At 35.4% G+C, this 12,738-nt stretch carries 11 protein-coding genes; all 11 read right to left on the bottom strand.

Annotated features, from left to right (window positions below; translation table 11 throughout):
• Positions 1-120: 120 nt before the first annotated feature.
• Positions 121-1,203, bottom strand: coding sequence for a 23S rRNA (adenine(2503)-C(2))-methyltransferase RlmN (gene rlmN / locus CI949_RS10500; protein WP_243733952.1), 1,083 nt, complete (start codon positions 1,201-1,203; stop codon positions 121-123).
• A complete protein-coding gene (gene rsmB / locus CI949_RS10505) occupies positions 1,172-2,521 on the bottom strand; it encodes a 16S rRNA (cytosine(967)-C(5))-methyltransferase RsmB (protein ID WP_133530215.1) in 1,350 nt (449 codons plus the stop codon). Before rsmB ends, rlmN begins: the two co-directional genes overlap by 32 nt.
• Positions 2,522-3,211, bottom strand: coding sequence for a zinc metallopeptidase (locus CI949_RS10510; protein WP_133530216.1), 690 nt, complete (start codon positions 3,209-3,211; stop codon positions 2,522-2,524). It lies immediately after the preceding gene.
• A 39-nt stretch (positions 3,212-3,250) separates the two neighbouring features.
• Positions 3,251-4,198, bottom strand: a complete 948-nt coding sequence (gene fmt, locus CI949_RS10515) for a methionyl-tRNA formyltransferase (RefSeq protein ID WP_133530217.1) — start codon at positions 4,196-4,198, stop codon at positions 3,251-3,253.
• Positions 4,199-4,202: 4 nt separating this feature from the next.
• Positions 4,203-4,655, bottom strand: coding sequence for a peptide deformylase (gene def / locus CI949_RS10520; protein WP_133530218.1), 453 nt, complete (start codon positions 4,653-4,655; stop codon positions 4,203-4,205).
• 22 nt (positions 4,656-4,677) lie between these two features.
• Positions 4,678-6,900, bottom strand: a complete 2,223-nt coding sequence (gene priA, locus CI949_RS10525) for a primosomal protein N' (RefSeq protein WP_133530219.1) — start codon at positions 6,898-6,900, stop codon at positions 4,678-4,680.
• Between the two features lie 123 nt (positions 6,901-7,023).
• A complete protein-coding gene (metK, locus tag CI949_RS10530) occupies positions 7,024-8,208 on the bottom strand; it encodes a methionine adenosyltransferase (protein WP_133530220.1) in 1,185 nt (394 codons plus the stop codon).
• 97 nt (positions 8,209-8,305) lie between these two features.
• Entirely contained in the window at positions 8,306-9,097 is a 792-nt protein-coding gene (gene lgt / locus CI949_RS10535) for a prolipoprotein diacylglyceryl transferase (RefSeq protein WP_133530221.1), read from the bottom strand.
• Between the two features lie 5 nt (positions 9,098-9,102).
• A complete protein-coding gene (gene nikC, locus CI949_RS10540) occupies positions 9,103-9,984 on the bottom strand; it encodes a nickel transporter permease (RefSeq protein ID WP_133530222.1) in 882 nt (293 codons plus the stop codon).
• 17 nt (positions 9,985-10,001) lie between these two features.
• Positions 10,002-11,006, bottom strand: a complete 1,005-nt coding sequence (locus CI949_RS10545) for an ABC transporter permease (protein WP_133530223.1) — start codon at positions 11,004-11,006, stop codon at positions 10,002-10,004.
• Positions 11,007-11,091: 85 nt separating this feature from the next.
• Positions 11,092-12,651 (bottom strand): ABC transporter substrate-binding protein, encoded by a 1,560-nt coding sequence (locus tag CI949_RS10550; RefSeq protein ID WP_133530224.1) that lies wholly within the window; start codon positions 12,649-12,651, stop codon positions 11,092-11,094.
• Positions 12,652-12,738: the final 87 nt, after the last annotated feature.

The raw sequence follows: 12,738 nt of genomic DNA on the forward strand, positions 1-12,738 counted from the left end.
CATTTATAAAATAATTATCTTCATTTGCGCTGCGATCTTTTCCTTTATCACTTAAAACTTTAAACCGCATTTTTCTCCTCCTATTTTATATTCTAGATTTAGAAACTAAATAATTTGATTTTAATTTTCTTTTCTCTTAAGCTGGCCACAGGCTGCATCAATCTGAGTTCCCATTTCTTTTCTAAGTGTAACCTGGATTCCATTATTAGCCAGAGTTTCATAAAAACTATCTATTACCTTCTGCACCGGTCTTTCAATCCCCAATTCTGGCACTGGATTCGCAGGAATTAAATTGACATGACAGTTCATTCCCCGCAGCAGTTCTGCCAGCTGGACTGAAAGCTCAGGACTGTCGTTTACACTATCCATTAGAACATACTCAAAAGTAACTCTTCTACCTGTTTTTTCGATATATTCCAGCACTGCAGTCAGCAGCTGATTCAAATTATATTTTTTATTAATTGGCATAATTTTATTACGCAGTCGATCATTTGGAGCGTGCAGAGAAACAGCCAGTCCAATCTGATCATTAACCTGAGCCAGTTTTCTGATTTCAGGAACCAGCCCCGCAGTTGAAATAGTCATCTTCCGCATACCAATATTTAACCCATCATCGGCATTTAAAATTTCTACTGACTGCATAAGATTATCAAAATTAGCAAGCGGTTCTCCCATTCCCATAAATACAATATTACTCAGTCTTGGATCAGCAAAATTAGACCCACTGATGTCCTTCTGTACTTTAATTACCTGATCCACAATCTCTCCAGCAGTTAAATTTCTCTTTAAACCATCAATTCCGGTTGCACAAAAAGAACAGCCGAGTCCACATCCAACCTGAGTCGAAATACAGGCACTGTGTCGTCCTGACTCCGGAAAGGGAAGGTAGACTCCTTCAATATTTTCACCGTCATCTAAGTTCCATAAATACTTAACTGTACCATCAACAGCAACACTTCTTTTTATTTCTTCAATATCTGTCAAATTATAATTTTCATCAAGAAATTTACGCATTTTTTTGGGAATGTTTTTCATTTCCTCGGTCCTTGAAACTCCATTTTTATAAAGCCAGTTAAATACCTGCTCACCTCGATATGAGGGAAAACCTGCCTTTTTTAATTCTGCTATTAATTCACTTCTACTTAATTCTTTTAAATCCTTCATCTTTAAATTAATCACTCTCCACTTTTTTAAATAATGCATAAAAGAAGCCTTCCGAATCTACTTCTCCTGGTAAAATTTCTAAATATTTATTTTCAGTTTCAATTTTAAGACTGCTGACTTGAGTTAATTTTTGACTAAGATCAAGCAGTTTTAATTCTTTATTATCCTGTAAAATTCTATCAACAATTTCCTGGTTTTCTTCTCGGCTTATAGTACAGGTAGAATATAATAGTTTACCACCGTTCTTTAATTTAGATAAATTATTGTTCAGAATTTCAGACTGAAGTTCAGCCATCTTCTTAATAACACTCTGGTCTTTTTCCCATTTTATTTCCGGTTTTGAAGCAATTAAACCAAGACCAGAACATGGCAAATCCGCCAGTATTCTATCATACTGCTGCTCATCTTTATATTGCGCCGCATCAGCTTTTTTCAATTTGACATTTTCAACTCCCAGCCGCTTTAAATTTTCTTCAACAAGTCTGAGGCGTTTGGCGCTGATATCTAAAGCTGTGATCTGTCCGGTGTTATTCATCAGCTCAGCCAGATGAGAAGTTTTTCCACCTGGAGCAGCAGCAAGATCAAGTACAGTCATTCCTTCTTTAACATCAAGCAATAAAGAAGCTAGACCGGCAGAGGTCCCCTGAATATAAGCTCCCCCTCTTTTAAATACCTCAGTATCTGCAGGATTATTTATCTTTTTTAACTTAAAAAAAGATTCCAGAAAGGTATTTTCATATTCTATCTCTTCTTCTGACAGCAGTTTTAAAAATTGATTCCTCTCCATTTTTAAAGAATTGTGCCTGTAAATTACCTCTGGTCTTCTATTCCCGGCTGTTAAAATCATTTCAGCTTTTTCCATTCCATACTGCTCAATGAATTTTTTAACCATCCAGATCGGATATGAATATTTAACCGATAAATATTTTTCAGGATTTTTCTTTTGATCTGGAAGCTTTAGTTTATCCTGTTTGCGGTTAATATTTCTTAATACCCCATTGGTAAAAGAAACAGCTCCTTTTTTAGAATTGGGCAAAATCATCTTTACTGCTTCAACACTCTCATAAATTGCAGCTCTGGCAGGTACCTTATCAAGAAAAAAGAGCTGATAAACACCTATTCTCAGCCCTGTCAAAACTTCTTTATCCATTTTATTTAGTGGAGTTTTAGAAAAACTATCTATTATATAATCTAAATATAATTTATTTCTAATTACACCATAAAAAATTTCTGTAAAAAGGCCTTTATCCCGCTGATCCTCTATTTTTTTCAGTTCAGAGTCCAGCAATAAATTTGAATAGCTGCCAGCTTCTACTCTAAGCAGAGCTTTTAATATTTTCAATCTTAAATTTGACAATTAATCATCACCCATTCCTGCTAAGAGTAAAATTCTGAGCATATTTGCCAGAGCAACTAAAGTAGTGGCCACATAAGTGAAGGCAGCAGCTTTAAGAACTTTTTTGGCACCCTTTATTTCAGTCTCAGTTAAAAGATCGGTGCTTTTTAAATTACTGATTGCCCTGTTACTGGCATTAAACTCGACCGGGAGTGTTACCAGGTGAAATAGAAAAGCTGCTGAAAATAAAACAAATCCAGTCATAATAAGAAAATCAGCCCGAATAAAAAACCCAAAAATTGCAAGCGGCAGACCAAAACTTGACCCAATATTAGCAGCTGGAACCAGTGAAGCTCGTAGAGAAAGTGGCCTGTAATTTTCCTTATCCTGAATTGCATGTCCCACCTCATGAGCAGCTACTCCTACCGCTGCGATAGAGTTATTGTTATAAACATCTGATGACAAATTAAGTGTTTTGTTTTTAGGATCATAATGATCGCTTAATTTACCGTCGGTTTTTCTAATTTCAACATTATCTAAATTATTCCGAGTCAAAATTTTTCTGGCAGCATCTGCACCTGTTAAATTCGATGTGATCTGTACTTCGTTATATTTATTAAAAGTGTTCTTTACTTTATACTGTGCATAAAATGCAATTAAAATAGCCGGTAAAAGCACAATCATTGTTGGATCAAAGAAAAACGGATACATAAAAATCTACCTCCCTTTCGAAAAAAATATATATTTTAATTACTCTTTAGTTTTAAATTTAGTTTTTTCTTCAAGCTGGTGCCCATTTAAGAAATCAGCAGCTTTTAATCTTTTAGCTCCCGGCAGCTGAAGTTTTTCTATAGCTAAAATTCCATCTCCAGTCTGAACCAGTATGCCTGCATCCTGATCTGCCTTAATAATAGTTCCAGGTTGATAATCACTATTATCCTGCTTGGTTAAACTGCTTTTCCAGATCTTTACTCGCTCATCATTGAGCTCTGTATAAGCTCCAGGCCAGGGATTAACTCCTCTAATCAGATTGTGAATGTCCTGCGCACTCTGATTCCAGTCAATCTCACCCAGTGATTTATCAATTTTATAGGCAAATGTTGCTTCAGAATCGTCCTGTGGAATTCTAGGAGCCTCACCTGTTTTAACATCTTTTAAAGTTTTAAGCAACAGTTCTGCACCCTTTTCAGCAAGCTCATCATGCAGCTCCCCCACAGTCTCATTTTCTGAAATTTCAACCTGCTGCTGATAAATTATATCTCCATCATCCCAGCCTTCATCCATATACATTGTGGTGTTTCCAGTAACTTTTTTGCCATCAATAATTGCTCTGTGAATTGGGCTGGAACCCCTATACTCTGGCAGCAGTGACGCATGAAGATTAATACATCCATATTTAGGTACTGCAAGCAGTTCAGGGGTTAATTTTTGTCCAAAAGCTACAACCACTATAAAATCAGGTTCTAACTGCTTTAACTTATTTAAAAAATCTTTCTGATTTACATTTTCACTCTGCATAATCTTTAAATTTAAATCTAAAGCCTGATCCTTAATATCTGAATAATGAACCCGCTGACCTCTTCCACTCTTTCTATCCGGCTGAGTTACAACAGCCTTAACTTCAATCTCCTTATCATTATTTAAGGCCACCAGAGAAGGAACTGCAAATTCCGGTGTTCCCATATAAACAATTTTCATCAAATCACTCCGCAATTTTTACTATTTTATCAACAAATAAAACTCCATCTAAATGATCAATTTCATGCTGAATTGCTCTAGCTTCAAAGCCTTCTGCCTCAAACTCTATTTCTTTACCTTCTTTATTTAAAGTTCTGACTTTAATTTTTTCTGCCCTTATCACATCACCTGTTTCACCAGGAATACTCAAACAGCCCTCTTCCATAATTGCTTTACCCTCTTCTTCGATAATTTCTGGGTTGATTAATGTAATTTTATTACCTTCGCGGATATCTACTACAGCAATTCTTTTTAAAATTCCTACCTGAGGAGCTGCAAGTCCAACTCCATCTTCCTCATACATTGTATCAAACATATTATCTATAAGAGTAAGCGTTTTTTTATTTACTCCATCTATTTCCTTAGCTTTGCTTCTTAATACGGGATCTCCAATTTCTCTTACCTTTAAAAGAGACATAATATCTACCTCCTAAATTATATTATAACATTTGATAGGGATCTACATCAATACGAATTTCTACAGAATCATTAGTATTTTTTTCCATGAAACGTTTTTCAATCAGTTGAATAATATATTCTCTATTTTTTACCGAGTTAAATTTCAAAATTAGCTGCCACCTGTATTTACTTCTAAGCCTGCTCAGTACAGCAGGTGCTTCCCCAAATTTTTCTAAATAGCGGTCACTGTAATTATCCAAAAAAGATGAAAGCCGCCTGCTCTGTTCAGCAGTTTTCTTTTCACTTTTGCCACTAATTATAATATTCAAAAGTCTGCAGTAGGGTGGATAATTTCGATTTTCCCTAATCTTGTTTTCTTTTTTATAAAAAGCATCATTTTCCTTTTCCAGAATAGCTTTAATGCTGTAGTGATCAGGCTCATAGCTCTGAATCAAAAATCTACTGTCCTTATTATTTGCAAGTAAATTTTTTAACTGTTTAATTAGAAAATAGTTATTTTCGGCAGCTCTAAAATCAGCACTATTTAAGGTAATATCAGAAGAAATTACCGCAGCAAGTTTAAGATCTTCATAAAACTGATTTTTTATTAAAATTGAAGTTCCAACTAAAATATCAATTTTTCCATCTTTAAAAAGATTTAACCGTCTTTTTACTTCTTTTCCCCCGAGATCACTGTCAACTCTTAAGATCTCCGCTTCCAGATAAATTCCTTTTAACTCTTCTATTATTTTTTCAGTTCCCACTCCAGCCGGAGAAATAAAACTACTGCTACATTCTGGACACTTCTCAGGCATCTCTTTTTTAAGACCACAGTGATGACAGATTAATTTTTGTTTTTCCTGGTGATAATTTAAAGAAATATCGCAGCTGTCACACTTGATTACATGTCCGCATTTTCGACAGATCACATAATTTGCTGAACCACGTCTATTTAAAAATAGAATAGTTTTATTACCTGCTGATAATTCAGCTTTAATTGCCTGCTTTAATTTTTGACTTAAATTATCAAGATTTCCTTTTTCTACTTCTTTTCTCATATCAATAATCTCTGTTTTAACTTGATCAGCCTCAGCCTTGAATTTTAACTGCCGAAGTTTTCCCTGCTTAACAAGATCTTTGCTCTCCAGTGAGGGAAGAGTTGATTCTAAAACTAAGATTGAGTCTTTATTTTTAAGACGTTTTGCAGCAATCTGACGAGAATGATAAAGTGGATGCTCCTGAGATTTATAGCTGTCATTATTTTCTTCCATAACAATAACTGCATCGACTTTTTTAAAAGGTGCAAATACAGCTGATCTTGCTCCAACAGCAATCTGAACTTCTCCTTTTTTAATCTGCTGCCACTGATCAAATCTTTCTCCCTGGGTCAGACTGCTGTGCAAAAAAGCAATTTTTCCAGAAAAATATTTTTTTAGTTGTTCTAAAAAAATATAGTCTTTTTCAATTTCAGGAATCAGCAGTATAATATTTTTACCGGCTAAAAACAGTTCTTCTAATAATTTGATTATAAATATATATCTGCGCTCATTATTTTTTGTTTCCAGAAGAAATGATGTCCTATCGCGATTATTTAAAATTTCAGTCAGCAGCTTTTCTTCTTCTTTTTTTAAAGAAATATCAAGTTCAGATTCAGCTTCTAATTTACTATCAATTTTAATTTCTCTTACTTTATCAGTAGTATATAACTTAATTAAACCTCTGTCTATTAAACGGTAAACAGTTTGCCGGGAAGTGTCAGCAATCTTTAAAACTTTTTTTAATTGATGATCTTTATCCCCGTTTTCCAGTAAATATTCTAAAATCAAAAACTGTTTTGGTGCTCTTTTTTTAAGCTGGTCAAGCTCGGCCTCATAGTCAGTGATTTCTGAATTTAATTTAAGCATTTCAATCTGCTTTTTTTGTGGTTTTTGTTCGGTTATTCCCGGCGGCAGAACACTCTTTATAACCTGAGCCAGATAAGCGTGATAATAGGCTGCTGTCCAATAGAAAAGGTCCAGCAGTTCCTGCCCAAAAAAGCTCTCCGGGTAAAGCAGAGATTCTACTTTTTTTAGTTTTGATTTATCCACATCTGATTCAGCCTTAGTTTTAACCACAAATCCGGTCAGTTTACGGCGGCCAAAAGGGACTCGAACAAGCTGCCCGATCTTAATTCTAGAACTTAATTCTTCAGGAAGCAGATAATCAAACTCCTTATTTAATTTTTTTAAAGGTAAATCAACTACAACCTTGATTATTTGATCCATTCTTATTCCCTCTCATTAAAAAATTAATTTGATTTTTTAACTGTTCTAAAAATAATCTGCTAACTAAAGAAAAAACCGAAGGCAAAAACCTTCGGCAGCTAAAAGAAAATCTCTCCTTTATAATTATTCCAAACCAGCTTCTTTTCTCAAGTTATTCACTCTATCCACTTTTTCCCATGGTAGTTTTAGATCATGGCGTCCAAAATGACCGTAAGCAGCTACCTGTTTATAAATTGGATTTCTTAAATTTAAATTTTTAATAATCTGAGCCGGTCTTAAATCAAATTCTTTTTTAACTATTTCTTCCAGTTCATTTTCTGGAATTACTGAAGTACCAAAAGTATCAACCATTACCGAAAGTGGTCTGGCTACACCAATTGCATAAGCAATTTGAACTTCACATCTTTCTGCCAGCTCTGCAGCTACTATGTTTTTAGCAATATATCTGGCAGCATAGGAAGCGGAGCGATCAACTTTTGTCGGGTCTTTACCAGAAAATGCTCCTCCACCATGGTGAGCTGTTCCACCATATGTATCAACGATAATTTTTCTTCCTGTTAGGCCTGTATCTCCATTTGGGCCTCCGATAACAAAACGGCCGGTTGGATTAACTAAAATCTCAGTCTCGTCTCTTAATAATTCTGGCTTAATTATTTCTTTTATAACATGTTTTGTTATATCTTCTTTAATCTGTTCCTGACTTACTTTTGGATGGTGCTGGGTAGAAACCAGTACTTTATCTACATAAACTGGTTTATCATCTTCATAGGCAACAGTAACCTGAGTTTTCCCATCTGGTCGCAGATATTTAAGTGGGCCATTTTTTCTGACTTCGGCCAGTCTGCGGGCCAGTTTATGTGAGAGCATTACCGGCAGCGGCATTAATTCTTCTGTTTCATTAGAAGCATAGCCAAACATTAAACCCTGATCTCCAGCTCCTAAATCAGAATTAGATTCACCTGCCTTTTCTTCCAGTGAATGATCTACTCCCATAGCAATGTCTCCTGACTGCTCATCAATAGCTGTTAAAACAGCACAGGTTTCACCATCAAAACCATATTTGGCTCTGGTATAACCTATTTCCTTAACAGTATCTCTGGCAATCTTTTTTAAATCAACATAGCAGGAAGTCGTAATTTCTCCAGCAATTAAGATTAAACCTGTGGTAACCATAGTCTCACAAGCTACCCTTGCATCTGGATCTTTTTCTATTATTGCATCCAGAACAGCATCAGAAATCTGATCGGCAACCTTATCCGGATGACCTTCAGTTACAGATTCTGAGCTAAATAAATACTTCCGTGTCATAATATCACCTTTCATCTATACTTATTGCGAACTAAAAGCAAATTTTACTAAGATAATCAATAAATTTAGTTTAGCACATAATATTTAGACTGTCAATTTAGCTGCTTTGATTTGATTTCTTCTCTTTTCTAATATAATAAAACAAATAAAGTCCGACAAAGATCAGTAATATACTGATTAATCTGGCAACCTGAAAATCAAAAATCAAAAGACTATCTGTTCGCTGGCCTTCTATAAAAAATCTAAAAATAGAATAAATTATTAAGTATAACGAAAATACTTCTCCATCTTTTTTGAAATCAGAACGAAGATAAAAAATCAAAAAAAGAAAAAGAAGAAAGTCAGCTGCTGATTCGTAAAAAAACGCGGCTTCCCGGTATGCCCCTTCAATATACATCTGTTTTTTGATAAAGTCTGGAAAAACATTATAGTAACTTTCGTCTACAATCTGCCCAAAAGCTTCTTGATTAATAAAGTTACCCCAGCGACCAACTGATTGTGCTAAAGCCATTAATGGCGCCAGATAATCAAGGGCCAATAGAAAGTTTTTCTTTCTTTTGTTAGAAAGCAGGTAAAGAATAAGAATTCCAATTAATATTCCACCATGAATTGCCAGCCCACCTTCATTAACGGCTATAATTTTTACTGGATACGCTAAATAATAATCCAGATTAAAAATTACATAGTATAGCCTTGCCCCTAGAATGCCTAGAGGAAAAGCTATAATTATGAAGTCTAGAAAAAATTCAAAATCAAATTCTTTTTCTCTTTTCAACAATAAGTTCAAAATAAAAAGCGAAATTATTAAAGCAGATACAATTAAAAAACCATACCATCTTATTTCTAACGAAAATATCCTAATCATTACCGGATCAATAATTTTTATCACCTATCTTAAACATTTTTCATTTTTGGATCCAGTGCATCTCTTAAACCATCACCAAGAAGATTAAATCCTAAAACACCAAAAATAATTGCCAGTCCCGGAAAAGTGGCTACCCAGGGTGCTTTCTGCAGAGAACTTCTGGCATCACTTAACATTGCTCCCCATTCTGGAGAAGGAGGCTGTGCACCCAAACCAAGAAAACTTAAGGCTGCAGCTTCTAAAATTGCAGTTGCAATACTTAAAGTTGTCTGGACAATTAAAGGCGCCATAGCATTTGGCAGAAGGTGTTTGAATATAATCCTGAGATCTCCGGCACCTAAGGCTCTGGCAGCACTAATATATTCACTCTCTTTAATTGAAAGAACTGAAGATCTAACAATTCTTGCAAAACGCGGCACATTAATAATCCCAATTGCAATCATTGCATTTTTTAACTGTGGTCCCAAAATAGCGACTATACCAATAGCCAATAAAATGCTTGGAAAAGCAAGCATAATATCCATAAATCTCATAATAACCATATCTAATTTACCGCCGTAATAACCGGCCAATAGTCCAAACCCTACCCCAAATAATAATGCTAATGCCACGGAAAATAATCCTACCTGAAGAGAAATCCTTGAGCCGTAAATTATTCTACTTAAAATATCTCTTCCCAGACCATCGGTTCCTAATAAGTGTTCAGAAGATGGTGCCTCATATCGGGATATAATATTTGTTTTTATAGGATCATATGGAGCTAATACTGGAGCTAGTACAGCAACCAAAATTAAAAATATAATAATAACTAATCCTGCAATTCCAATTTTACTCTGAAGTAATCTCCGCCAGGCCTCAAGCCAGGGGTTTGTATTCTTTTTCATTACTCTATTCTCATTACTATCTGCCATTTCGATAATCTCCTCTCCTACTCATACTGAATCCTTGGATCTACTAAAGCATATGATAAATCAACAATTAAATTTACTATTACAAATACACCGGCAAAAAACAAGATTCCTCCCTGTACAATTGGGAAATCGCGAGCATAAATTGCATCAACTAGATATTTACCCAGTCCAGGCCAGGAAAAAATTGTTTCAGTCATCACGGCTCCTCCAAGCAAAACTCCAAACTGAAGCCCAACAACTGTAATAATTGGTACCATAGCATTTTTTAAAGCGTGCTTAAAAATTACGATTTTTCTTTTAAGACCTTTAGCATAAGCAGTTCTAATAAAATCTTTTCTTAGTACTTCTAACATTGAAGATCTTGTCATTCTGGCGATTATTGCCATTGGTATAGTCCCTAAAGCAACTGCCGGTAGGACCAGGTGATGTAAAATGTCTTTTAATGCATTAAAATTAAGCTGAATTATGCTGTCAATGACATATAAATTTGTAATGGGAGTAAAGTCCAGGCCTACTCCAATCCTTGATGAAGGTGGAAACCAGCCTAACTCAACAGCAAAAAGCCAGATAAACATCAACCCCAGCCAGAAAATAGGCATTGAAACTCCCATTAAGGCAATCAGCATGCTTAAATTATCAAACCAGGAGTTCTGGTTTATTGAGGCAAAAATCCCTGCAGGAATTCCAACTACAACCGCAAATATCATTGCGAAAAATGATAATTCTAAAGTTGCTGGAAACCTCTGTGCTAGTTCAGCACTGACAGGATTATTACTCATTATGGACCTGCCTAAATCTCCCCGCAATAAATCTTTAACATACCGCCAAAATTGCACCGGCAGCGGGTCATTTAGACCCATCTGTTCTCTTAATCTTTGCAGCGCTTCATCAGTAGCTCTCTCTCCCAGCATAGTCTGGGCAGGATCACCAGGAATTAAATGAACAATTAAAAAAACTATAACTGCTACTCCAATTAAAATTGGAATTAAAGCAAGTAATCTTTTAATAATATAGTTAATCATTTCCTAATTACACCTTCCTATTCAAAGTTAATCTGCGGCTAAAAATAGCCGCAGATTAGTTTTATTATTAAATTATATTTATTCTCTATTCTTCTAACCACAATCTGTGCAGTTTTTCTGTTCCAGTTGGGTTAGGTATATAATTTTTAACTTCATCTTTTAAAGCAATTGGTGGTGTTGAGTGAACTAAAGGAACCCAGGGAGCATCTTTATGGATGATTTCCTGTGCTTCCATGTAAAGTTCAACTCTTTTATCATGATCCATTGTTTTTTGTGCTTCAACTAATATTTCATGCAGTTCTTCACTTTCATAGGCATTATTACTGTTAGTTTTGTCTAAAAGCACATATAAGAAGTTATCTGGATCACCATTATCACCAGTCCAGCCTAACATATAGGTTGGAGCTTCCTGATGTTCTGTTTTGTCAAGATAGGTACTCCAGTCATAAGTTACTAAATTAGCAGTGACACCAATCTCACTTAAATAACTTTGAATAGCCTGGCCAATAAATTTACCCTGTGGGATATATGGTCTTGGAACAGGCAGATACCAGAGATCAAATTCAAAACCGTCTGCATAGCCAGCTTCAGCTAATAATTCTTTAGCTTTTTCTGGATTATATTCATAGGGCTCAATATTATCATTGTAACCCCAGATAGAAGGTGGCATTGGATTCTTAGCTGGTTCTGCTAAACCTGCATAGAAAGCATCAATAATAGCCTGCTTGTCAATTGCATGGTTAAAGGCTCTTCTGACTCTAACATCATCAAAAGGCTCAAAATTTAAGTTCATAGCAAAATAGCCAACATTCATACTTGGTCTTAAAGAAAGTTTTAGTTTATCAGAATTTCTGATAGCCTCAACATCTTCAGGACTTACTCCATCCATCATATCAATTGTTCCTGCCTGTAATTCCATAAAACGAGCTGAGTTATCAGGAATTGAGCGGAAAACAATCTCGTCAATATAAGCTCTTTCTCGCCAGTAATTTTCATTTGCCTTTAAGATAACTCTATCTCCCTGACGCCACTCTTCTAAAGTATAAGCACCAGTTCCTACAGGATTCTTAAAGTAATCTTCTCCATATTTCTTAACAGCCTCTGGGCTGGCAATTCCAAAGGGAACCATAGCCAGATTGTTTAAGAAAGGAGCCTGTTTTTCAGAAAGAACGAATTCTACTGTATATTCGTCTACTACATTAACTTCCTGAATAATTCCAGGAAAACCCTGGAACATATAACCATAATAGGTGAACTCTCCACCAATGTGATAAGGATGATCTTCTAAACGCCAACGGTCAAAGTTCCACTTTACTGCTTCAGCATTAAAAGGATTTCCGTCATGAAATTCTACACCTTCACGTAAGTTGAAAGTCCAGGTTAAACCATCTTCAGATACTTCCCAGTCTGTTGCCAGAGCTGGCTCTACTTCTGTTGTGCCGGGTGTATAATCAACAAGGGTATCATAAATCTGCTGAGTTACTTTAAACGATTCTCCGTCAGTAACCTGAATTGGATCCAGGCCTACTGAGTCTCCTCCACGGCCAAAAACTAAGGTTCCACCCTGTTCCTGGGCCATTACTCCTGTCACAAACACCGACATTACTACTAAAATAATTAAAGTTGTTAAAGTTATTTTTCTCATACTATACTTCTTCCTCCTCATTTTTGTCTGTAATATATTATTTTAAGGACTTGCTAAACTTTTCTTATCACCTCCACCTTCAAATTG

It is taken from the genome of Halanaerobium sp., assembly GCF_003070835.1.